We start from the raw sequence: 23,213 nt of genomic DNA on the forward strand, positions 1-23,213 counted from the left end.
TGGATAATTGAAGTTTACAATCTCTATTACATAATTTATGATTTTTATGAATTTGCAAAATATCCAGAAAAAATTTATAAAGGTATTTTCAGAAAAATTTTTATCACAATAATTCCTGTTATAATTCTTTCCAACTATCCAGTAAAATTTTTATTAAAAGAGAGAAATTTCTTTTTCCTTTTTTATCAAATCCTCATTCTTTTGATATTTTACTTAATTTTTAAATTTATGTGGATAAGGGGGCTAAAAAGATATGAAGGCGCAACTATATAATAAAAAAGTCATTGCATTTTTAATTTTTCTTTTTCCTTATCTTTTTGGCGGATATTTTCACTTAAATGAATATTTTCCTTTAATTCACGAAGTTTTTGAATTTAATGATAAATTATATTTTCTTGTTATAGATAAAAATGGTATTTATATATTTGAAAAATTTGAAAATAAAGTTTCTACTTATTGTTTTAAAAAAGAAGAGGCAGGAAAAGAAATTGTTTCATACCGCCTTCCAGAGGCAGAAGTAAATATTGATTCTCTCAAAAAATTGGTTGAAATTAAAAATGTTTTCAGTGGAGGATACAGCCTTTATTTCAATCTTGAAAAAAAATGTTTTGAAAATATTTCAAAAAGCAAGTTTAAATCGGAAAAAAGAAAAAAAGAATATGAATTTATAATAAAAGATACATTAAAAATAAAATTAGAAAAAGGGCGAAAAAACGGAGAAAGGGAAGATACATTTATAATCTTTACTCCTTCAAAAAAGGAAAAATTTCCTTTACCACCCTTAAGCCTTTTTTCTTTTAAAAGATTAGTACCTGAGCATTTAAAATTTCATCTTAAATATGAAAGTGAAAGAAAATTTGGAAGATACAGTGTGTTCTTGTATGAGGCGAAAGATCTTTATCTTATCGGTAATAAAATATGGTTTCTTATAGACTTTTATACTGGTGAAGGTTATGAAGGAGCCGGGGGTATTGGCTATTTTGATTATAAAAGAAAAAAAATAGGTATAGCGAGGATTCCAGAACTTAATGATTATGGTATCTTTACTTCCTTTATCACAGATAAAAATATATGGATAGTTCCTATCATTCATTATGAATATCATGATAAATTTGCCGATTATCTTATTGAATTCAACACTACTACTTATAGATACAGAGTATATACTCCTGAAAACAGCCTGTTTAAAAGTTTTGAGATTGTTAAAATTTCAAAAATAAACAAAGATTTAATTTGTTTTTTCACTGGTACAGAAGTTATATTGTTAAATTTAAAAACTTATGAATGGGAAAAATACTCACTTTATTTAAAAGTTAAAACTGATTCAACACCTTTATTTTATATAAAAAGTGATTCCGTGCAAGAAAGGTCTCCATTAATTATAAAATACGCTAAAAAAGGAGAAGAGTTTTTTCCTCTTGATTTTATGTGGAATAAAAGAGCCGAAATAAAAGTCCCTTTTAAAATATGTGGAAAATGTGAAGTTTCGAGAGAATATATAAAGGACGAAAAAAACAAGAAAAAAGCCCTGATGGAATTATTTTCTGTAGATTATTATTATATTAAGACTAAAGATAAAAATATTTTATATTTTCATTTTTCACCTTTTGAAATTTCCAAAGAAATAATAAAAGATTCTGTATATGAAATTTGTGTATATGGTGCTTATATAAAAGTAGATGATACAGAACTTTCTCTTAAGACCACGGGTAAAATAAAAATTCCGCCTCCTCCATGGAAAATATTCTCTCAAAATCCAGTTTTCTCAATGGAAGAAGAAGTGGAAATAATGAAAAGGGAGGCAGAGGAGAGCCAGAAATTTCTTTATCCTGAATAAATCTATTTATTGCATAATGTGAAATTCTGATAAAATTATAGTCCAAAATTTTTAATTATTTCGGCAAGTTCAGGGTTTTTCTTTGAATATTCCTTTAAAATTTTTAAAATTATTTCTTCTCTTTCCTTTATTTCTTTATTTATTTTTAAATAAGGCTGTAATGCAGTTCTTCTATCCCATATTGCAAATCCTATTGTAACTGCAACAATCCCTGCAAAAGCAGCAACAATCCCAATAAAAATATGAATAATTTGATCAAATCTTCTTTCAATTTGTTCAAATCTTTTTTCAATCTGCTCAAATCTTTTATCAATTTGTTCAAATCTTTTTTCAGTATATTCCTTAAATTCTTTTAAAGATGTTTCAATTCTTATTAATCTATCTCTATCTTCAAGTGTAAAGGGGACTTCTTTTTGAGCAAAGAGTCTGCTATTTAAAAAAACTAAAACAAAAATTAAAATTATTTTTTTCATATTTAAATTGTAAAGTTTTTGTAATTAAAATTCAATTAATTGTAGAATACCATAACATTTTAGGCTGATAAGGATTATTAATATATTTTTTTAAAAAATAAAAGAAGGGGAGAAAATTATTTAAAGATTTATGGGGTTTACATTGAATTTTTCTGGCTCAATAAGATTATAAGGAGTGCCTCCTACAAAATGTTCTTGTATAGTCCTCTTTAAATCTTTCAACATAAGCATTTTCTCATAAAATCTTTTGCATTTCACCTCTCAAAGATTTGTAAGCATAAGCAAAACCAAAATTCGTCTTTAAAAGAGCTGCACAGAAAATATACCTTTACTTTACCCGTTTTTGCATAAAAAGATATTTATGCTTTTGGATTTGGTATTTTAATAGTTGATGCAGAAAGGGATTTTATTTTTCTTTCCCCAAAAAATTTATCAAGAAGCACTTTCAAAGTATCCTGCCCCATTCTGGGACACTTTCCACCTTTTCCTTTTTATAAATTCAACTATTTCAGGATAAAAAGTCTTTGTCTTCTCCTTATAGGTGCTCTTGATTTAGGAATAAGGGATTCTATTTTACCTTTGCGATTCCCTAAATTTCTTTTTCCATAAATATACAGCAATTCTTCTTAATTCCAAAAGCATCCTTTGTTGCCTTGTCGCCATATTTTTCAAAAAATTTGATGATTTCCCTCACTTTTTCCTCTCTATCATTATTTTTTAAACTTTTTTTCTTTTTCATATTTTAGTCTTTAAGTATTTTTAATCTACTTTTCAAATTATCTATTATCTCTTTAAAATTTTTCAGAGAATGTTTTATAAAAAGTAAAGAGTATTGAGAATGTTATGTTAGAATTTTTTTAAAACCTCAATTATGTAATCTACCTCTTCATCTTTTAAACAAGGGTAAAGGGGCAAAGTAACTTCCCTTTTTGATAAATTTTCTGTTACTGAAAGATTTATTCTTCCATATCTTTCACTTATATAAGAAAAAAGATGAACTGGTGGATAGTGATGGGAACACTGAATTTCCTTTTCTTTTAAATATTTTATAAGTTCCTTCCTTTCTTTTTTATCTCTTGTAAAAATAGGATTTATATGATAGGAAGAAGGTTCATTTTTATCATAGGGAAATGTAAATTTACCCTCAATTTCTTCTCTTATTTTAAAATAAATTCTTTTTCTTTTTTCCTGCCTTTCTTTTAGTCTTTTAAATAAAATATTCCCGAGAGCACCCTGAAGTTCAGTTGGTCTAAAATTAAATCCAGGAAAACTTATATCATAATCAGATACAAGATCTTCCTTTTCTACAGATAAATCTTTTATACCATGATTTCTCAATAATTTTATTCTTTCATATAACCTTTCATCATCTGTTAAAACCATACCACCCTCACCTAAATGAAGATTCTTATTACCGTAAAAACTATAAACTCCTGCTATACCAAATGTTCCAGCATATCTATTTTCTCTCTCGGCTGGGAAAGCATGGGCTGCATCCTCAATAAGATAAATTTTATTTTCCTTACAAAATTCTATATATTCTTTCATATCAACAATAAATCCTGCATAGTGCATAAAAACAAGTGCTTTTGTTCTTTTTGATAATTTTTTTTCAGCATCCTTTAAATCTATTACAGGATACTTTTCTGATATGACATCAACAAAAACTGGTGTTGCACCAAGATGAATTAAAGGTTCGACTGTTGCTGTGAAAGTAAAAGAGGGGACGAGAACTTCATCATATTTACCTATTTCAAGTGCTTTATAAACAAGATGAAGACCTGTAGTAGCTGAAGAAACAAAAATAGCTTTACTTTTAGTTAAATCTGCAATATTTTTTTCAAATTTTAAACATTCCTCTCCGAAGGATAATTGCCCTTTTTCAAGAACATTAAGTAAATAAGTTTTTTCTTCCTCCATTAACTTTATTTTAAAGTAGGGAATTTTCATATTTTAAAATAATTTTCAATAAATTTTATTTCCTCAAATTTATCCTTTATTTTACCTTCTATTTTATTTATTTTTATTTCTTTTAGAATTTTACCGATTTTTTCACCTTTAAATCCCATTTTAATTAAAAAATCACCGTTAACAAAAATTCTTAAATTACAAAAGTTTTTTATAATACTTTTAATTTTATAATAAGGAAAATCTGATTTTAAAAGAGAAATGAATAAACTTTTATCCTTCATTTCATAACACTTTTCTTTTTTTTGATTTTTAAAAGAATTTAAAAGTTCTCTCTTTTCATTTTTTTCAAGAAATAAATCTATTTTTTTTATATAATTTTCATTTTTTAGAATTATTGCGAGAATATAGATCCAGTCTTTTTTTGAAAAATTTTTTAAATTTTTATCAAAAAGTTCAAGAAATTTTAATATTTTATTTTCTTCTTCCAGATTTTCTTCAAAATAACTTTTTAAAAGGTTAAATTTTAAAAGTTCTTCAATGATTTTTTTTCTTTCTTTCAATATGCTTATTTCTCTTATTTCTTTTTTTATTCTTGGAAAACTTACATTTTTAATAAATTTTTTAGCCATTTCAAATTCTTTTTCAGTTATTTCTAAATCAAAATTAAGTTTTACTTTATACTTTATTGCTCTTATTGCTCTTGTAGGATCTTCACGGAAACTTTCATTTTTTAAAATTTTTATTTTTTTATTTTTAATATCATTAATTCCATTATAAACATCAATTATTTTCATTTCAGGGTAAATTAAAAGGGCAACTGCATTAATAGTGAAATCCCTTCTCTTTAAATCTTCTTCAATACTTTCAGCTTTTTCAATTTGGGGCAAACTTCCTTCCTTTAAATAACTTTCCTTTCTTGCCATTGCAAAATCAAACTCAAAATTATCAAATTCAAATTCATAGGTTTTAAAGGGATAACTTTTATAAGATTTTTTCCATTTTTTTGAGAGTTCTTCAACAAAATCCTTGGGGTCTGATAGTAAAACAAAATCAAAATCTCTTATTTCCTCTTTACCTAAAATTAAATCTCTAACTGCACCACCAACGAGGAAGATTTCCTTTTTCAATTTTTTTGCTATTTCATAAATGTTTTTTATATATTTATTCCTATGTAATTTTTGAAAATCTACCATTTTTAAAATTACCTCTCGGATGATACTTTTCAATTACTTCATGTAAATGTGCTCTTGTTACATGGGTATAAATCTGTGTAGTTGAGATTGAAGAATGTCCCAAAATTATCTTTAAAGTTTTTAAATCACAACCATTTAAAAGCATATGGGTAGCAAAAGTGTGTCTCAATATATGGGGATGTAGTTTTTTAATCCCTACTTTTATTGAATATTTTTTTAATATTTTCCAAAATCCAACTCTTGTTAATTTTGTTCCATTTTTGTTTAAAAACAAAAAATCAGAGTTTTTATTTTTTAAAATTTTATTTCTTTCTTTTTCTATGTATTCTTTTAGGTAAAAAAGACATATTTTATTTACAGGAATTATTCTCTCCTTTTCACCTTTTCCTTTAACTCTTATTACTTCTTCTTCAAAGTTTATATCACTTCTTTTTAAATTTAAAGCCTCACTCACCCTCATTCCTGTACCGTATAAAAGTTCTATTAAAGCTTTATCTCTTAATCCATAAGGTTTTTCAATATCGATTGAGCTAGTTAGGGCTTCAAATTCCTCATAGGTTAAAAAATAGGGTAATCTTAGAGATTTTTTGGGAAGTTCTATTAATAGTGTCGGATCCTTTTTAAAATTTTCCCTTTCTGATAAAAATTTAAAAAAACTTCTTAAAGTAGATAAAATTCTTAAAATTGAACTTTCTGAATAGTTTTCTTTTTTTAATTCAGCAATAAAAAGTGTTATATCAAGGTTATCAATTTCAAATAAATCAATTTCATTTTTATTTATAAATATAAAAAATTTTTCAAGGTCATCTTCATAACTTTCCTTTGTATTTATTGAATAACCTCTTTCAAGTAGAATATATTCAATAAATTTATTTTTTAAATCAAAAAGATTCAAGTTCTAAAGGTAGGGAAAATTTAATATTTTCTTCTATTCCCCTTATTTCAATAACCTCTTCAGCACCATATTTTTTTAATTCCTCAATAATTTCCTGAACAAGACTCTCTGGTGTTGAAGCACCTGAGGTTATGCCAAGTGATTTTATATTTTCAATTTCTTTCAAGGGAATTTCACTTTTATCATTTATAAGGTATGCCTTTGCTCCATATTTTTCTGCTATTTCCTTTAATCTATTTGAATTTGAGCTTTTTTGCGATCCTATAACAAGAAATATATCGGTAAAAGGAGCTAATCTCTTTACCATGTCCTGTCTGTTTTGGGTTGCGTAGCATATATCATCTGCTTTTGGTTTAACTATATTTTTAAATCTTTTCTGAATTTCCGTAATTAAATCCTTCGTATCATCAACTGAAAGAGTTGTTTGTGTTAATATTGCTATTTTTTCAAATTTTTTTCCATCAAGTTTATCTATGTCTTCTTTTTTTTCAATAACAATTATTTTATCAGGTGCTTCACCCAGGGTTCCCTGAACTTCCACATGGTTTTTATGACCTATTAAAAGAATTAAATAATCATTTTTTGCATAATACTTTGCCTCAAGATGAACTTTTGTAACAAGCGGGCATGTAGCATCTATTACTTTTAATTTTTTTCTCTTTGCCTTTTCCCTGATTTCCGGGGAAACACCATGAGCTGAAAATATCAAAATACTTTCCTCTGGAATTTTTTCAATATCCTCAACAAATATTGCCCCTCTTTTTTCAAATTCCTTAACCACCTTCTCATTATGAACAATTGCATGCCTTACATAAATAGGGGGACCAAATTTTTTCAAAGCAAGGTCAAGTATTTCTATTGCTCTTTCAACACCTGCACAAAAGCCTCTTGGTTTCGCAAGATAAATTTTAAATCCCATAGGAATATTTTAACCTTAAATTTTAATTATTTCAAAAAATATAATCATTTAAAAGATTATACTTCTTACCTAATTTTTCCTTTTATCCTCCTATTAGCAGATTTTTATCATAATTTCTATGATATATTTTTTATTGTTATAATAATACCCAGTAGAACTACAATTGCAAGCCAGAGAACCATAAGAATAATACTAAATTTCCCCCATTTTATTTCCTTTTCTGAGGAAGTGTAAACACCTTTAACTTTTCCTGCCTTAAAAGATATGTAAAGGATAAAGGAAATAATTACAAGACCCATAACAAAAGTAAGAAAGAATAAAAGGGTGCTTCCAATATCTAAATTCATCTTGTAGTTATAAATTGAATAACCGTACTGAGAAAGATAATTCATTCTCAAAATTTCCCTTGCATAACTCATAAGGAAAATTGTAATAAGTGATAAAAGTAAAATGATTTTGGGAAATGAATAAACTTTCTTTGAACTTACATATAGGAAATAAAAGAGAACAAGAGAAAAGATGATTCCCACGATAAGAAAGTGGTTAAAGAAAAATTTAAATTCAAAGGGAACTTCTAATAAAAACCATATTCCAATTAAAATCTGTATAATCAAAAATAATAGGGCAATTTTAGACCCAAATTTATAAGACCATTCAAGATAATTTTTTTCAAAATCCTCTCTGTTTTTAAAGTAATCCGAATAAAGCATTATGATAATTCCAGTCTGAATTAAAGAGGGTATTATAAAATGCAAAAATCTTGAAATTTGGAAATACTTTAAGTTAAGACCTGAGGTATTAACGGGTAAAAGTGATGTATAAAGGGACATCCATTTATCAGGTAATAGGGATAAATAGATGACTGAATGAATTATAAAACCAGAGAAAAAAAAGAGTAAAAGAGCTAAAAGAACAAAAAATTTAAAAATACCTTCCTTTTTTTCCTTATTGTAATATCCGATATATACTGAAGTGTAAGCAATCATCATTGAAAATATGAATAGTGTCACATAAAATCCAAGAAGAGTACTTGCTGTATAAAAGAAAGCATCGTATATTACCTGAACAAAAAGGAGGGGTGCTATACCAAAAAGTATGGCAAGTGAAATAGAGATTGGTGTCATTTTAATTAAAGAGGATGATAGTCTTTTGCTGAATTCATCTCTTTTAAAGGATAAATACAGAGAAATCAAAAGTGTTCCGATTGCTAAATTAACAAAAAATATATGAAGAGTAAAGGTTAAAACCATAAGGAATTGAAATACAACTGGGAAAAAGGGTACTCCCATTTGGTCCTGTAAAATTTTAATTGTATTTTTAACTTCCATTTTTTACCTCCCTTTTAAAGATATTAAATATTCAGCTAAAGCTCTTTTTTCTATTTCATTACCAAAAAATGGGGGCATATATTTATAATTTTCACCCATTAAATCAAGAAATTCCATAATACTTTCAACATCTTCAAAACCTATTCTCTCTATCATTCCTTTTAAAGGTCTTACTCCTTTTTTTTCTAAGGAATGGCATGGAGAACATTCAATAAGTGCTATTAATTTACCTGTTTTTACAATATTTTTTTCATTAATATTTTTCATTTCTGGAGGTGTAAAGGGATAGATTTCAAGAATTCCCTTCCCATTTAATTTTGATACATCACTTTCAACTCCTTTTACTTTATGGTCAAAACCTATAATACAGTTTGAATACATAAATCCTGGAATTATGTAGGGCTTTCTCAATATTTCCCTTATCCTTTCACCTGCAAATATACCTCCAAATAAAATTATTATCATTAAAAGAGAAGGCAGGAATTTTGATAGAAGTGTAGTAAAGGTGTTTAAAACAAAATATAAAAATAAAATAATTAAAGGTATGATAAATCCCATTTTAAGACCCTTTGTAACAAGAAGGGGATATATTTCTTTTGAGTAGGATGGTAAAGATTTTAAATATAAATATAAAAAAGGAATGGAAATAAGTATACTTAAAATACCGAGTAATGAAGCTTTTTTAATTACTTCATTTTTAACATTTTCATTTTTTACAAAATTAGTTATAAATATTGCGTAAAGTGCTGTTATGGAAAACATTAATACAGTTCTTAATAAAAAGTGAGGAAAGTAGTTGGGATTGAAAAATCCGTAAAAGAAGTTTCCATTTAAGTTCCATTTACCTGTTGAAATCATAAAGGAGAGAATACCCACAATTATAGCCATAGTTGTCCAGGACCCGATTGCAAAGATAAGCCCTATTATAAGATGAGTTTTCTTATCAACTTTTCCAAAAGTATAGTAATAGACAAATATTCCAAGAACTTCAATTATAAAAAATACCCATTCGGTAGCCCAACCCCAAACATAATTGTGAATTATTCCTGAAATTCCTCTTGGAGATGCAACCATTGTAGCAAACCATATTCCAACACCTGAAAGAGAACCAAAAATATAAGCAAAAACAATTAGTAAAAGGGCAAATTTTCTAACAAATTCAAGGAGTTCTTCCCTGTTTTCCCTATAAGCCTTCCATTCCATATAAACATTAAACCACATAGCAGAAGTAGAAAGATGGGAAGGTAAAATATGAAAGGTAGCTAATATTGCTATAAGCCACCCAGAGGTTATCTGGGGTAAATAAAATATTGGATACATATTGACCCTCCTTATTCTAATTCATTTTACTGAATAATAGCACCTTTTTGGTATTATAACTTTTCCTTCCTTTTTCAGTTTTGATAAGATTTTTGAAACTTCCTTTTGGTCCATTCCTACTTTTTTTGCAATATCAGAAGGTCTCATTGGTTTTCCCTCTTTTTTTAGAATTTCTAAAATTTTTTCTTCCATATTTCCCTCCTTTTAAATAAAGGATTTGAACCTTAAACTGGACTAAATTAGTCCTCTTTTAATTATAAAATTTTTTTATATCTTTTTGCAAGTTTATAAAAATTTTCTTTTTTTAATTTTTTCTCAACATATTTTCTTATCTCAACCCATACGGGATGTACTGAGCATATGTTTGAAAGATTGCAGTACTTTTTTTCTACGGCGCAGATGTTCATTGCAAGAGATTTTTCAAAAATTAATATAATATCAAGGAGAGAAATTTCCTCTGGTTTCTTTGTTAAAGAATAACCTCCCTTTATACCTCTTATTGATTTCAATATTCTATTTTTTTTAAGTTTCTGGATTATCTTTGAAAGAAATTCTTTTGGAACAAGTGTTTTTTGTGATATTTCCTTTACACTATAAATTTTTTTATGATTCTGACTCATATAAAGAATTGTTCTTATCGCATAATCCGTTTCCCTTTTTATTCTCATGTTTGAATTTTTAATTATAAATCACTATAATTTTTTTATGAAAATATTTCTTTTTTTATTTTTCCTTTTAAGTTCAAATTATAAAAAAGATGAAGTAGTGGTAATATGTGAAGATGGTTTAAAAACTGAAGTTTTAAATCTGATTTCTGAAAAGGGTTTTAAAATTTCTTATGTGAGTAAATACCTTCCCTTTTTTGTTGTTAAATTTGATCCAGAAAAGGAAGATATTGAAAATGTAATAGAAAAATTGAAAAATTTAAAAGGTGTTAAAAGGGTAACAAAAAATGCCATCTTGAGACCTTTTTATATTCCTAATGACCCTTATTATCCTTATCAGTGGCACTTTAAAAAGATAGGAATGGAAACAGCCTGGAATTTTGGTTTTGGGAGTTCCTCAATTAAGGTTGCTGTGCTTGATGATGGATTTGCTTACAGAAATGGTCCTATTCCTCCCTATGAGCAAAATGAGGTTATTAGTTCTGATGGTTATTATCACATAGCACCTGATTTACAGGGAATAAATATTTTTGCTCTTTATGATTTTTACCATAATGACCCTTATCCTGACCCATCTTCACCTCATGGCACACATGTTTTGGGAACAATAGCACAGACTACTGATAACAATATAGGAGTTGCGGGGATTGCACCTTCTGTATCCATTATTCTTGCTCAGGTTTTAGGTCCTCAGGGTGGAAGTGCTTCACAGATTGCAGAGGGTATTTCCTTTGGTGTCCAGAATGGTGCAAAAATTATAAATATGAGTCTTGGAGGACCACCGGGAGATTCAACAGGAATGAGTGTTATACATCTTGCTTTAAAAAATGCTTACACTCAGGGTGTTTTATTAATAGCAGCTGCAGGCAATAGTTCTGTTTCAAAAATTTCTTATCCTGCTGGTTTTAAGGAATGTATTGCAGTGGGAGCAACAGATTACAGGGACTCCCTTTCCTATTATTCTCAATACGGTTTTGGTCTTGATATTGTAGCACCAGGAGGGGATTTAACTGTTGATAGAAATAATGATCTTTACGCAGATGGAATTTTACAGAATACATGTTACGAATCACAGGGAAAACCTCGTGTTGATTCCTTTGCTTACTTTTTCTTTCAAGGAACATCAATGGCTTCCCCTCATGTAGCTGGAATAGCAGCCCTTTGTCTTTCCCTTGACCAATATCTAACAAATCTTGATTTAAGGAGAATTTTGACCGGAACAGCAGTTGATCTTGGAAAAAAGGGTTATGATACAATTTATGGATTTGGAAGAATTTCTGCTGAAAAGGCAGTTTCCTTTTCTGCCCAAACTCAATACATTGTTTATCCAGGAGATGCTGATGCAAATGGAATTGTTAATGAAATGGATGTCTTACCTCTTGGAATTTACTTTGGTTTAACAGGACCTGCAAGGAACCTTGGGGATAATTTTTCCCCACAGCCTGCACAGAAATGGATTCCAAGAATGGCTACTTTTGCCGATTGTAACGGTGATGGAGTAATAAATGAACAGGATGTTTTAACAATTGGTAAAAATTTTGGTCTAACTCATCCTTTAAATTATTTTGTAAATTCCTTTTCAACTTTTATTCCAGAAATTGAAGAAAAAAGTGATTTCTTTTATTTACTTTACAGAGCAAGTAATAATAAAGAAATAAAAAAATTTTTATCTCAACTTTTGAATATTACTTATGAAGAGTCAGATGGTAAAATAGTTATTTTTGAAAGGAAAATTGAAGCCGATTTAAAGAAAATAAAAATTTTTGATATTTCAGGAAGAAAAATAAATTATAATAATTTTATTCCTTACAATTATAAAGGTATTTTCTTTATTTTATATAATAAAAAAGATAAAATTGATAAGGAAAAAAGGGTGATTGTAAAATGAAAAAGTATATTATAATTTTCTCTTTTTTATTTTTCTTATTCTGTAAGAAGGGAGAGCCAGAAGTTATAGTAAAAGTTATAAATTTAAAACCATTTTTTCTTGAGCTTTCCCTTGAAATCAAAAATTTTGATTATGTTGATTCTGTAATTATAGTGAGATTCCAGGAACCTTATTCACCCTTGAAATTTTCTCATAGAGGTTTAATAAATAGTTTTAAAGATACTCTTTTAAACCCTGATTTTGCCTATAAATATTTGATAAAAGTAAAAGGTTCAAATGTAAAGGAAACAAGTTTAAATGTAAAAACTCCTGTGCCTTCTGATTATATTTTAGTTCCTGAACCCATCTATCTTGAAACTGATAAAAGTTTTAATCTTTCTCTAAAAATTTATAACTGCAATAAAATTTTTGGTATTTCAGGGAGAATTCTTTTTGAGAATTCCTTTTTAAAAGTGGATAGTTTAAAGAAGGGCTCAATATGGAGTCAGGATGATTTATTTTTCAGCACTGTGAAACAAGATACTATATTTTTTGCTGTTACAAAAAAGAGGGGTGCTCTTTACTTTTCAGGTTCAGGAAAAGTTTTGAATGTTTATTTCTCAAAAAATAATACGGGGGTGTCAGATATAATTCCCTTAAAGATAGTTCTTACTGATTCTGATGGCAATTATCTTCCCTTACCAAAAATAAAAAGGGGTAAAATAATAATTAAATAAAAGTTAAGAAAGTAAATTGTAATAAATTTCCTCATATTTTTTAAAAATATTTTCAAAATATACTTTTTTTATTTTTTCTTTTATATTTTTTTCCATTTCTTTTATTTTTTCTTTATTTTTTATTGCCTTTAAAATTTTCTCTTTTATTTCATGAGTATTGAAAGGATTCTTTATTATAAAACCTTCTTTTTCATTTTCAATTATTTCAGCGCTTCCGCAAAATTTTTTATCAGAAACAATACAGGGTGTAAGACTTTTCATGGCTTCAAACACTACTATGGGACAGGGATCATAAAGGCTCGGGAAGATAAAAAAATCTGATGCTCTATAATAAAATGAGATATTTTTTTTAAATCCTAAGAATTTTATTTTATTTTCCAAGTTTAATTTTTTTACCAGATAAGGATAAGGGGAATTTTTTTCATTTCCAATTATTAAAAGAAAAGCTTCATCATTTAAATCTCTAAAGGCTTTAATTAAAAATTCCACCCCCTTTCTGTTTGTTTTTATATCACCTGTAAATAGGAAAATTGTTTTATTTTTCAAAGAGGGGTATTCTTTTAAAAGTTCTTCTTTTTCTTTTTCTGATTTAAAGGGAAATTCAGATGGATTAATGCCATTATAAATTATTTCAATTTTTGAAGGATTAACTTTTGCGAAATTGATAAGTTCTTTTTTTATTTTTTCAGAAACAGCTATTATTATTTTTGATTTCTTGTAAATAATTTTTTCAAGAAAAGAAAAAAAAACATAATTGAAAGAGTCATAAATTTTTCTTATCAAAGGAACTTTAAAAAATTTTAAATATCTTTTGTAAACAGAATGAACAAATTGACAGGTATTTATGTGATGATAAGTAAAAATATTTGGACCTGAAACATGAATCAGATCAAATTTTTTTCTATTTCTTAAAACAAAGATTGTTGAAAAAATAAGAAATATTAATGATTTTAAAAAAATTGGTCTTTCAACAATTCTTTTAATTCTGTGAAATTCTGCTTTTTTTTCTATGATTTCAGGATCTGCACCGAAACCAAGAAGATGAACCTCATTTCCTTTTTCTAAAAAGTGTAATGCTAAATTGTAAATAAACTTAATTTCACCATTAGAATAGTTATTAAATTCATGGGATATAAATAGAATTTTTAATTTTTTTTTGAAATTAAAACTCAAGTCCTCCTTCTCTTGCTCCATCAGCAAGTGCTTTTACTCTTCCATGGTATTTGTAACCGGCTCTATCAAAAACAACTTTTGTAATAGAAAGTTTTTTTGCCTTTTCTGCAATTAATTTACCTACTAAAAAAGCTTTTTTAACTTTACCCTTAATGTTTTTAATTTCATCTCTTATTTCAGGTGAAAGGTCAGAGGCTCCTGTTAATACTTTTGAGGGTCCAAAAGGTGGATCAATTATAATCTGTGCATATATATGTTTTCTTGATTTATAAACACATAATCTTGGTCTTTCAGGTGTCCCAATTACTTTTTTTCTAACTCTTTTATGTCTTCTTTTTCGTCTTAATATTTTTTCTTTTACATCCATTATTTTGCCGCTCCTGCTTTTCCGGGTTTGAGCCTTATTACTTCATCTAAATATCTTATACCTTTACCTTTATAAGGATCCGGTTCCCTTATTCTTCTGATTTCTGCAGCTACCTGTCCCACTTTCTGCTTATCAATTCCTTCAATTCTTATTTTTATATTTTGTCCTTCTCTTTTTACTTCTGCTTTGATTCCCTCAGGAATTATATATTTCTTGGGTTCAGCATAACCAACATCAAGTATGAGTTCCTTTCCTTTTAAATCTGCCTTATAACCAGCACCCACGACAAGAAGTTCCTTAACGTATCCTTCTGTAACACCTTTAATCATGTTATTTATCAGTGACCTTGTTGTTCCGTGCATTGCCTTAGCAATTTTTTCATCCTTTTTTCTTTTTACCCTGATCTCTCCATCCTTTATCTCCACTTCAACACTTTCGTGTATAACTTGCTTAAGTTCTCCTTTAGGACCTTTTACTTTTAATATATTACCGGTTAAATTAACCTCAACACCTTTCGGTATTAAAATCGGTTTTTTCCCTATTTTACTCATTTTACCATACCTCACATAAAAGTTCACCACCAATTTTTAATCTTCTTGCTTCTCTGTCTGTCATTATTCCTTTTGAAGTGGACAAAATTGCAATGCCCATTCCATTATTAACCCAGGGAATATTGTCCTTTTTTACATAAATTCTCCTTCCAGGTTTTGAAACTCTTTTGACATCAGTAATTAATGGATTACCCTCTTCATCGTATTTCAATTGTATTATTAATTCTTTTTTAACACCTTCACCCTTAATTTCATAATCATTAATAAATCCTTCCCTTTTCATTAATTCCGCTACCCTTTCAAGTAATTTTGAATAACTCACTCTAACTTTATCTTTTTTTCTCATTAGTGCATTTTTAATTCTTATAAGCATATCAGAAATGCTATCATTAACCATTTTACCAGCTTGCCTTTTTTACACCGGGAATTAAACCCTGAACTGCTAATTCTCTGAAGCATATTCTGCAAATACCGAATTTCCGCAGGTATCCTCTTGGTCTTCCACAAATTTTGCATCTGTTTCTGTACCTTACTTTAAATTTTGGTTCATACATAAGCCATCGCATAACTTTAGCCTTTCTTGCCACTTTTTACCTCCTTTTTTCTTTCAAAAGGAAATCCCAGTTCCTCCAAAAGCCTTAATGCCTCATAGTCAGTTTTTGCTGTTGTTACTATTGCAATATCCATACCGAAATTTACTTTTACCTTATCTATATCTACCTCTGGGAAAACTATATATTCCTCAAGCCCAAAATTGTAGTTTCCTCTTCCATCAAATGAATTTCTTTTTAAACCTCTAAAATCTCTTACCCTGGGTAAGGCAAATGTTATTGTTCTGTCAATGAATTCATAAGCCCTTTTTCCTCTTAATGTTACCTTAACTCCTATGGGCATTCCTTTTCTCAACTTATAGGTTGCAACGTGTTTTTTGGCTCTTCTTATACTCGGCCATTGTCCTGTAATATTAGCAACTTCCTTCTGAATTATCTCTATTAATTTTGGGTCATTTACTGCTTCACCATATCCTACATTAACAACTACTTTTTCAATTCTGGGAACTTCAAAGGGATTTTTATATTTGAATTCCTTCATTAGCTTTGGAACCACATTTTTTTTATAATGTTCAAGTAATCTTGCCATTTTCACATCTTATCAATTGTTTCATTACATTTTTTACAGTATCTCACTTTTTTTTCTCCTTCAAACCTAAATCCCACTCTTGTTTTTTTTCCACAATTGGGGCATAAAAGTGAGACATTTGATATATGAATGGGTGCAGGCATTTCAACTATACCATGGGGCCTATCAGCACTTATAAACCTTCTATGCCTTTTTACTATATTTACACCCTCCACTATTACTCTTTCTTTTTCCGGTAAAACCTTAATAACTTTACCAATTTTCCCTCTATCGTCTCCAGATATAACCATAACTTGGTCGCCCTTTTTGATCTTCCTTGCCATTTACCATACCTCCGGAGCAAGAGAAACAATTTTCATAAATCTCTTTTCCCTTAGTTCTCTTGCTACTGGACCAAAGACTCTTGTTCCCTTTGGCTCCCCACTCGGATCAATAATAACTGCTGCATTATCATCAAATCTTATTGTTGAACCATCTTTTCTGTTTATTTCTTTTTTTGTTCTAACAATTACAACCCAAACCTTTTCACCTTCCTTTATCTGTGAGCCTGTACCTATTTTTTTGACAGTTGCTCTGCATATATCTCCTACAGTGCCATATTTTCTTGAACTCCCGCCAAGAACTCTAATTACCATTACTTCAAGAGCACCTGTATTGTCAGCAACTTTAAGTCTTGATTGCTGCTGTATCATTTTTCTCCTCCTTCTTCCTCAAATCCTGGTGCCCTTTCAATTATTTCAACAACTCTCCATCTTTTCAATTTTGAAAGCGGTCTTGTTTCCATAATTCTTACCTTATCTCCTATTTTACATTCATTTTTTTCATCATGAGCATAGAATTTTTTCCTTTTCTTTATTTCTTTTTTATACAAGGGATGCCTCACCCGTCTTTCTACAAGCACAACGACGGTTTTATCCATTTTATCAGAAACAACTATACCGGTAAATTCCTTCCTTTTTCCTTTCATGGTTGTTTTAAAAGTTAAATTATAAGAGTTTATTTTTTAAAATTCAAGTATAAAATTATAACAAAATTTTTTTCAAAAATCAAATTTCTATAATAACTGAGTAATGGGAAAAGGTAAAAATTACCATTATTCTATAATTTTATGGTAGTGCGCAAAAATTCACTTATTGAGCCAAAAAAAATCAATATTTTTATGGTATTCTACATAACCTTGACTTTTGTAAAATTTTTTTTTAAAATTGTAGCTTGAAAATTTTTAATTTAAAATAATAAAATATTAAAATGAAAACGATGAAAACGATCAGATGGGCTTTAATTTTGATTTTCAGTGGGGGATGCTTCTATTATTCCCCAGAGTCGGATCCTTATAAAATAGAAGTTCCTATTGAAGAAACTATGACTAAACCTGAGCTTCAAAAGGTTTCACTTATGTTGGAGGTAATGGATGCAAAAACCATGCAAAATATTCCGGATGTTAAACTGGTTATACTTGGTACCCCTTTACCACCTTATACTCTTGAAAAGGGAAAGAAAGAATTAATAATTCCTCCTGGAAGATACAGATTTAAATTTTCTGCTAAAAATTATAAAGAGGTAATTAAAGAAATTAATGTTTTTCAAAATACATCACTTACCTTTTATCTTGAAAAAGAAGAGGTGGAAAAATGATTTTAAAACTGTTTATTGTTTCATATCTCGTATTATTTGAGGGATATTCAAAACTTTTTAAGTTTGTGAGACCCGTTAAAAGTGTTGCTATCGGCAATCCTGATATTTTGGGAATGAGACTCCTTTCTGACCGTGAGGTTTTACTGAATGCTCTGAAGGAAGGTGTAACAAATATGATTATTTTTACAGATAGAGGAACTCAGGAAATAGAATGTGTAATTAAAAAAAGAGATCCCCTCCAATTTTATAAACCTAAAACTTTGAGGACTGATGTTTGGGTTCTTGAAGTGGAAAGAAATGTTAATTCAGATTATGGATGGGACTGGCTAAAGCAACTCGGATTTTCAGAATATAAAATTCCAGAAACTTTTCCTCTTGATATTGGACCCATAAAGAGAACAACTAATTTATCAAGTACACTTAATTTTCTTGAGGAAAAGGGTATATTGAAAATTTTATCAAATCCATCCCTTGTGGTTCTTGAAGACAAAACCTCAGAATTTCTGAGTGGAGGAGAGATACCTGTGGTTATAGCACAGGCACTTGGAACTGCTACTATTGAATGGAAAGAATACGGTGTAAAACTTAAAATTTCAGGTAAACTTGATGATGAAGGTTATATAATATTAAATTTGGAACCAGAAATTTCTGATCTTGATTATGCAAATGCTGTTACTTTTCAAGGTTATGTTATACCTGCTATAAGAAAGAATAATGCAAAAGTTGAAGTTAAACTCTTACCAGGTGAGAGTATTCTGATAGGGGGGTTAAAAAGGAAAAATGTTCAGGAATTTAGAAGTTATTTGCCAATCCTCGGTAAAATTCCTTTACTCGGGAAGCTACTATTTTCAAGGGTTACTCGTAATGATGTTATAAAGGATGTGGTTTTTATTGTCACGCCTTATGTATTACCCTATGAAAGAGGAGCAGCACAGATTCATATTTTTAAAGGGACAAAAACAAAGGAATTTTATATTCCTACAAAAATTATTGATGGTAATACCTATTTTGAACTTTCAGATTTATTTAAAAAAGAACTTGATATATGGTATAAATGGATAGAGGAAGGAAAGTTAGCTGAAATAAATTTTGGTAAAAGAAAATCTTTTCTTTCAGTTGAAAAGTCAACTCTTGAAATAGATGGGGTTGCTTTTCCGCTTCAGCCTGAGGTGAAAATTCTTGATAAGGTTTTATTTGTTCCCTTTTCCTTTTTTGAAACAATTGGTTTATCAGGTTTCTGGGACGCTTACACAAATGATTTCTATGTTCTTGAAACCTTGAAAGAAAAAGAGTAGTTATGAAGAAATATGCTTTGATAGGTGCAAAGGGAGGTGTAGGTGTATCTGTTTTATCATCACTTTTATCCTATGAAATCTCTCTGAAAAAAAAGAGTGTACTTTTAATTGAGGCAGAAAATCACGGGGATCTCCCCTACATTTTCGGATCAGATTCAAAGAAGAGTTTTAAAGAAGCCCTTGATAGTTTCAAAAAGGAGAAAAAGTTTAAAGGTGAATTTATATATGGCTATTCTTCTTATCCTTCAAAACTCCATATGATATTTTCTAAAACTGGTGAAATATGGGATAAAGAATATGATTTTATAGGTCCCTTATTAAAGAGAATTGAACCTGATTATGATTATGTGCTCTTTGATTGCGGGCACACCATTGATGAAAAAATTTTGAATATTCTTGATATTGTGGATCTTATTTTTGTTGTGATGAAGAATGATTTTCTATCACTTGCAAAGTCAAAGAATTTAAGGGAAATTTTCAGATTAAGGTATTATCCTCCCCAGAAGATAGAATATGTAATAAACTTCTTTAATGAAGATGGAATTTCCTTGGAAGAAATAGAAAAGATTTTGGAAAAAGAGATTCTCTTTCTTTTGCCAGAAGATGAATCAATTTTGAGTGTAACAGAGTTTGGTTTTGATACGGGAAAAGAAAAAATTTCTCAGGTTTTTAAAGAGAAAATTAAAGAGATATCAGCTTTTATTTTAGGTGAATTAAGAAGAGAAGATTTTATGGAAAAAAGAAAGGAGGTAAAAAGAGACTTTTTAAGTGGTATTTTTAGAAGAAGGAAAAAAGAGGATAGGGATGAAAAAAAAGTAGCAGAAGTAGTGACTGAATCAAAACCAGGTGAAAGTGTTTTGGTGGAAGAAGTTGTAGAAGAGGTTCCCTATGAAGTAAAAAAGTTAATCCATGGACATATTGTTAAAGAAATGACATTATCTGGTGAACTTACAGCAACAGTAGAAAGTGCTACATATAGAGAAGAAATTAGAAAAAAGGTGGAAAAGTTAATAGTAGAAAAATTAGATGAATTTAATATTCCTTTACCATCTCAGGAAGTTAGAAAAAAATTTGTGGAGGATATGATAAAAGAAATACTCGGACTTGGCCCACTTGAAGATCTTCTCGCTGATCCTGAGGTTACTGAAATTATGGTTAATGCTCCTAATAAGATTTACATAGAAAAAGGAGGAAAAATTTATCTGACTGATAGAAGCTTTTTCAATGAAACTCAACTGAGGATGGTGATAGAAAGAATTGTTGCACCAATTGGAAGAAGAGTTGATGAGGCTTCTCCTCTATGTGATGCAAGATTACCAGATGGTTCAAGAGTAAATATAACACTTCCCCCTGTTTCTATTGACAGTCCTACGATAACTATAAGAAAATTCAGGAAAGAACCTTTCACCTATCAGGATCTTGTTAATTTTGGTTCAATAGCAGATTTTATGGTTGATTTTTTAAAGGCTTGTGTCTATGTAAAGAAAAATATAGTTGTGGCAGGTGGAACTGGTTCAGGTAAAACAACCCTTTTAAATGTTTTATCTTCATTCATTCCTGAGGATGAAAGGATAGTTACAATTGAGGATACTGCTGAGCTAAGATTGCAGCAACCTCATATAGTAAGACTTGAAGCAAGACCACCCAACATAGAGGGAAGAGGAGAAATTACAATAAGAGATCTTGTTAGAAATGCTTTAAGAATGAGACCCGATAGGATAATAGTTGGTGAGTGTAGAGGGGGAGAAGCTCTTGATATGCTCCAGGCTATGAACACAGGTCATGAAGGCTCTCTTACAACGGTGCACGCTAACTCCCCTCGGGATACATTATACAGGCTTGAGACAATGGTTTTAATGGCTGGAACTGAGCTTCCTGTTTCAGCAATAAGAAATTACATAGCCTCAGCTATTGATTTTATAGTTTTTGTGGAAAGAATGAGAGATGGAAAAAGGAGGGTTACAAAAATATCAGAGATTACAGGAATTGAGGGAGATATAATAACAATGCAGGATATATTTATTTTTAAACAGAAGGGAGTCTCCGAAAAAGGTGAGATAATAGGTGAATTTATGGGGACTGGAATAAGACCAAAAGTTCACGAAGAGTTTGAAATTAAGGGTGTTAAAATTGATCAGAGTATATACTATAAAGGGAGGAAAGAGGAATCATGGTGACTTTAATTTTGATTATCCTTACAATTATAGGTGCTATTTATATTTTAATAATTTTTCTTGAAGAATTTTTTATCTATTATATAAGGAATATTCAGCAAAAACTGGATCCTGCTGATTTTCCTGTTAAAAATTTTATTTTACTCGAACTCAGACTTTTATTTGGTCTTTCCATTATTACATATCTCTTTCTAGGTAAAACTTTAGCAACTAAAATTTTTGTCATTCTTTTATTTACAGTTCTTATAATAATTTTCTTTCCTCAGTATGCTTATACGATAAGAAATAAATGGATAGAGAAATTTAATGACCAACTGGAGGAAGGGATGAGATTAATTGTGAGTGGATTGAGGGCTGGTCTTGGTTTTAATCACTGTTTGAGGATAGTGGTTCAGCAGATGCCTCCCCCAATGAAAACAGAATTTAAAAGGGTTCTTGATGAGGTCTCTCTTGGAGTACCTCTTGAAGAAGCTCTTCATCATCTGGAAGAAAGGATTCCTTCCAGAGAACTTAAAATATTTACAAGTGCGGTAATTTTGCAGAGGAAAACAGGTGGTTCTCTTGTGGATGTTCTTTCAGGTATAGCAGATACAATAAAGGCAAGAAGAAGATTGAAGAGAAGGATAGATACACTTACTGCTGAAGGAAGGTTATCAGCTATAGTCCTTACTCTTTTACCCCTTTTTTTGTTAATTTTATTAAGAATAACACAACCAGACCTTTTTGCCCCTATGCTTGAAGAACCGATAGGTATTCTAATGCTTTTTATTGCAGCCTTCCTTGATTTAATGGCAGCCCTTTGGATAAGAAAAATAATTACTATAGAAATATGATACTTTTAATTTTTATATTATCTTTTATTGCTTTTTATTACCTTGTTCTCGCTTTTATTCCTTCACCTGAAGAAGTGGCTTTATCTTCACGTCTCGAGAGATTAAGGAGAAGGAGGGTTAGAATTGAAATTGCCTCAAAAATTATTGCCTACCTGGCTCCCTTTGCTGAGATAATCGTTAAGATTTTAAAAAAATATTTACCAGAAGATTATTTAAATTCTCTTGAAAAGAAAATGGAAATGGCTGGAGAAAGAGGTAAATCAGTAGAAGCAGTTCTTATGGAAAAAGTAATAAGTGGTTTTGTATTTTACATTGTTTCAATTATAATAATGATACTTATTTTTAATGCACCTTTTTCTTTTAGTCTTATTATGGGATTTGTAGTTCTTTTTGCGGGATTTTTTTATAAGGATTTTAGTTTAAATCAGGAGATAAAAAGGAGACATTATTTAATACAAAAAGATTTGGGTGATGCATTGGACCAATTAAACACCGCAGTACAAGCAGGCCTGGGATTCAATGCAGCTTTCCAGTATGTGACAGAGGCTATGCACCCATGTCCACTGAGAGAAGAATTTGCCTTAATGCTCTCTGAGCTTAGATTGGGTAAAAAAAGGACTGATGCTTTGAGAGCCCTTGCTGATAGAACTCAACATCCGGATCTTACACTTGTTGCAATTACAATAGCCCATGGAGAAGAGCTTGGTGCCCCAATAACCCAGACATTAGCTTCTCTTGCTGATGAAGTTAGAAGGAAGAGATGGGATCAAGCAGAAGAAAGAGCTGCAAAAACCCCTGTTCTTATAGTAATACCCACTATACTTTTAATTTTACCTACCATATTTATTATAATTTTTGGCCCTTTTGTTTTATATTATCTATTCGGAGGAGGTATGTAAA

The 23,213-nt window shown here is 29.5% G+C and carries 28 protein-coding genes; 9 read left to right on the top strand and 19 right to left on the bottom strand.

Features of this window, described 5'->3' with window-relative positions; genetic code table 11:
- Positions 1–273: ABC-2 family transporter protein (locus tag ABIN17_03485; protein ID MEO0284119.1), on the top strand; the 273-nt coding region annotated here is incomplete at its 5' end.
- Entirely contained in the window at positions 254–1,837 is a 1,584-nt protein-coding gene (locus ABIN17_03490) for a hypothetical protein (protein MEO0284120.1), read from the top strand. The genes ABIN17_03485 and ABIN17_03490, both read left to right, overlap by 20 nt.
- A gap of 35 nt (positions 1,838–1,872) precedes the next feature.
- Here the strand turns inward: ABIN17_03490 and ABIN17_03495 are convergent, their stop codons facing one another.
- From ABIN17_03495 to ABIN17_03540, 10 genes are all read right to left on the bottom strand, one after another.
- Positions 1,873–2,310: a hypothetical protein gene (locus tag ABIN17_03495; GenBank protein ID MEO0284121.1), complete on the bottom strand. Its 438-nt coding sequence runs from the start codon at positions 2,308–2,310 to the stop codon at positions 1,873–1,875.
- 589 nt (positions 2,311–2,899) lie between these two features.
- Positions 2,900–3,049: a hypothetical protein gene (locus ABIN17_03500; protein MEO0284122.1), complete on the bottom strand. Its 150-nt coding sequence runs from the start codon at positions 3,047–3,049 to the stop codon at positions 2,900–2,902.
- A 107-nt stretch (positions 3,050–3,156) separates the two neighbouring features.
- The gene (locus ABIN17_03505; protein ID MEO0284123.1) at positions 3,157–4,230 is read right to left on the bottom strand and encodes a DegT/DnrJ/EryC1/StrS family aminotransferase; all 1,074 of its coding nucleotides are present in this window, start codon (positions 4,228–4,230) and stop codon (positions 3,157–3,159) included.
- Between the two features lie 26 nt (positions 4,231–4,256).
- Positions 4,257–5,414 (bottom strand): hypothetical protein, encoded by a 1,158-nt coding sequence (locus ABIN17_03510; protein MEO0284124.1) that lies wholly within the window; start codon positions 5,412–5,414, stop codon positions 4,257–4,259.
- Positions 5,389–6,309 carry a site-specific tyrosine recombinase XerD gene (gene xerD / locus ABIN17_03515; protein ID MEO0284125.1) on the bottom strand — a complete coding sequence of 307 codons (921 nt, stop codon included), beginning with the start codon at positions 6,307–6,309 and terminating at the stop codon, positions 5,389–5,391. Before xerD ends, ABIN17_03510 begins: the two co-directional genes overlap by 26 nt.
- A complete protein-coding gene (ispH, locus tag ABIN17_03520) occupies positions 6,296–7,228 on the bottom strand; it encodes a 4-hydroxy-3-methylbut-2-enyl diphosphate reductase (GenBank protein MEO0284126.1) in 933 nt (310 codons plus the stop codon). The genes xerD and ispH overlap by 14 nt, the downstream gene beginning before the upstream one ends.
- 116 nt (positions 7,229–7,344) lie before the next feature.
- On the bottom strand, positions 7,345–8,556 hold the full coding sequence (locus tag ABIN17_03525) for a hypothetical protein (protein ID MEO0284127.1): 1,212 nt from the start codon (positions 8,554–8,556) through the stop codon (positions 7,345–7,347).
- Positions 8,557–8,559: 3 nt separating this feature from the next.
- On the bottom strand, positions 8,560–9,876 hold the full coding sequence (locus ABIN17_03530) for a hypothetical protein (GenBank protein MEO0284128.1): 1,317 nt from the start codon (positions 9,874–9,876) through the stop codon (positions 8,560–8,562).
- Between the two features lie 21 nt (positions 9,877–9,897).
- Positions 9,898–10,068, bottom strand: coding sequence for a winged helix-turn-helix domain-containing protein (locus ABIN17_03535; GenBank protein ID MEO0284129.1), 171 nt, complete (start codon positions 10,066–10,068; stop codon positions 9,898–9,900).
- A gap of 62 nt (positions 10,069–10,130) precedes the next feature.
- Positions 10,131–10,544: an Rrf2 family transcriptional regulator gene (locus tag ABIN17_03540; protein MEO0284130.1), complete on the bottom strand. Its 414-nt coding sequence runs from the start codon at positions 10,542–10,544 to the stop codon at positions 10,131–10,133.
- Positions 10,545–10,581: 37 nt separating this feature from the next.
- On the opposite strand from ABIN17_03540, the gene ABIN17_03545 reads away from it, so the two are divergent.
- Positions 10,582–12,429, top strand: coding sequence for a S8 family serine peptidase (locus tag ABIN17_03545; GenBank protein ID MEO0284131.1), 1,848 nt, complete (start codon positions 10,582–10,584; stop codon positions 12,427–12,429).
- Positions 12,426–13,145 (top strand): hypothetical protein, encoded by a 720-nt coding sequence (locus ABIN17_03550; GenBank protein ID MEO0284132.1) that lies wholly within the window; start codon positions 12,426–12,428, stop codon positions 13,143–13,145. Before ABIN17_03545 ends, ABIN17_03550 begins: the two co-directional genes overlap by 4 nt.
- 3 nt (positions 13,146–13,148) lie before the next feature.
- Here the strand turns inward: ABIN17_03550 and ABIN17_03555 are convergent, their stop codons facing one another.
- From ABIN17_03555 to rpsQ, 9 genes are read right to left on the bottom strand one after another with little or no spacing between them, the layout of a single operon-like run.
- Positions 13,149–14,339 carry a glycosyltransferase family 4 protein gene (locus ABIN17_03555; GenBank protein MEO0284133.1) on the bottom strand — a complete coding sequence of 397 codons (1,191 nt, stop codon included), beginning with the start codon at positions 14,337–14,339 and terminating at the stop codon, positions 13,149–13,151.
- The gene (gene rplR, locus ABIN17_03560; GenBank protein ID MEO0284134.1) at positions 14,308–14,685 is read right to left on the bottom strand and encodes a 50S ribosomal protein L18; all 378 of its coding nucleotides are present in this window, start codon (positions 14,683–14,685) and stop codon (positions 14,308–14,310) included. The genes ABIN17_03555 and rplR overlap by 32 nt, the downstream gene beginning before the upstream one ends.
- A complete protein-coding gene (gene rplF, locus ABIN17_03565; GenBank protein ID MEO0284135.1) occupies positions 14,685–15,236 on the bottom strand; it encodes a 50S ribosomal protein L6 in 552 nt (183 codons plus the stop codon). The genes rplR and rplF overlap by 1 nt, the downstream gene beginning before the upstream one ends.
- Position 15,237: 1 nt before the next feature.
- Positions 15,238–15,633: a 30S ribosomal protein S8 gene (rpsH, locus tag ABIN17_03570; protein ID MEO0284136.1), complete on the bottom strand. Its 396-nt coding sequence runs from the start codon at positions 15,631–15,633 to the stop codon at positions 15,238–15,240.
- 1 nt (position 15,634) lies between these two features.
- Positions 15,635–15,823, bottom strand: coding sequence for a type Z 30S ribosomal protein S14 (locus ABIN17_03575; protein MEO0284137.1), 189 nt, complete (start codon positions 15,821–15,823; stop codon positions 15,635–15,637).
- Positions 15,807–16,376, bottom strand: coding sequence for a 50S ribosomal protein L5 (gene rplE / locus ABIN17_03580; protein ID MEO0284138.1), 570 nt, complete (start codon positions 16,374–16,376; stop codon positions 15,807–15,809). Before rplE ends, ABIN17_03575 begins: the two co-directional genes overlap by 17 nt.
- 2 nt (positions 16,377–16,378) lie before the next feature.
- On the bottom strand, positions 16,379–16,699 hold the full coding sequence (gene rplX / locus ABIN17_03585) for a 50S ribosomal protein L24 (GenBank protein ID MEO0284139.1): 321 nt from the start codon (positions 16,697–16,699) through the stop codon (positions 16,379–16,381).
- Entirely contained in the window at positions 16,700–17,068 is a 369-nt protein-coding gene (gene rplN, locus ABIN17_03590; protein MEO0284140.1) for a 50S ribosomal protein L14, read from the bottom strand. It abuts the gene before it with no gap.
- Positions 17,065–17,343, bottom strand: coding sequence for a 30S ribosomal protein S17 (rpsQ, locus tag ABIN17_03595; protein ID MEO0284141.1), 279 nt, complete (start codon positions 17,341–17,343; stop codon positions 17,065–17,067). The genes rplN and rpsQ overlap by 4 nt, the downstream gene beginning before the upstream one ends.
- A 281-nt stretch (positions 17,344–17,624) precedes the next feature.
- Here rpsQ and ABIN17_03600 point away from each other — a divergent pair, with 281 nt between their 5' ends.
- Genes ABIN17_03600 through ABIN17_03620 form a run of 5 tightly spaced genes read left to right on the top strand, consistent with a single transcriptional unit; the run spans position 17,625 to position 23,212 of the window.
- Entirely contained in the window at positions 17,625–18,011 is a 387-nt protein-coding gene (locus tag ABIN17_03600; GenBank protein MEO0284142.1) for a hypothetical protein, read from the top strand.
- Positions 18,008–19,306 (top strand): pilus assembly protein N-terminal domain-containing protein, encoded by a 1,299-nt coding sequence (locus ABIN17_03605; GenBank protein ID MEO0284143.1) that lies wholly within the window; start codon positions 18,008–18,010, stop codon positions 19,304–19,306. The genes ABIN17_03600 and ABIN17_03605 overlap by 4 nt, the downstream gene beginning before the upstream one ends.
- A gap of 2 nt (positions 19,307–19,308) precedes the next feature.
- Entirely contained in the window at positions 19,309–21,483 is a 2,175-nt protein-coding gene (locus ABIN17_03610; protein MEO0284144.1) for an ATPase, T2SS/T4P/T4SS family, read from the top strand.
- Positions 21,477–22,313, top strand: coding sequence for a type II secretion system F family protein (locus ABIN17_03615; GenBank protein ID MEO0284145.1), 837 nt, complete (start codon positions 21,477–21,479; stop codon positions 22,311–22,313). The genes ABIN17_03610 and ABIN17_03615 overlap by 7 nt, the downstream gene beginning before the upstream one ends.
- On the top strand, positions 22,310–23,212 hold the full coding sequence (locus ABIN17_03620; protein ID MEO0284146.1) for a type II secretion system F family protein: 903 nt from the start codon (positions 22,310–22,312) through the stop codon (positions 23,210–23,212). Before ABIN17_03615 ends, ABIN17_03620 begins: the two co-directional genes overlap by 4 nt.
- The last annotated feature ends 1 nt before the right edge of the window (position 23,213 follow it).

This window comes from candidate division WOR-3 bacterium (genome assembly GCA_039803925.1).
Taxonomy (GTDB): domain Bacteria; phylum Hydrothermota; class Hydrothermia; order Hydrothermales; family JAJRUZ01; genus JBCNVI01.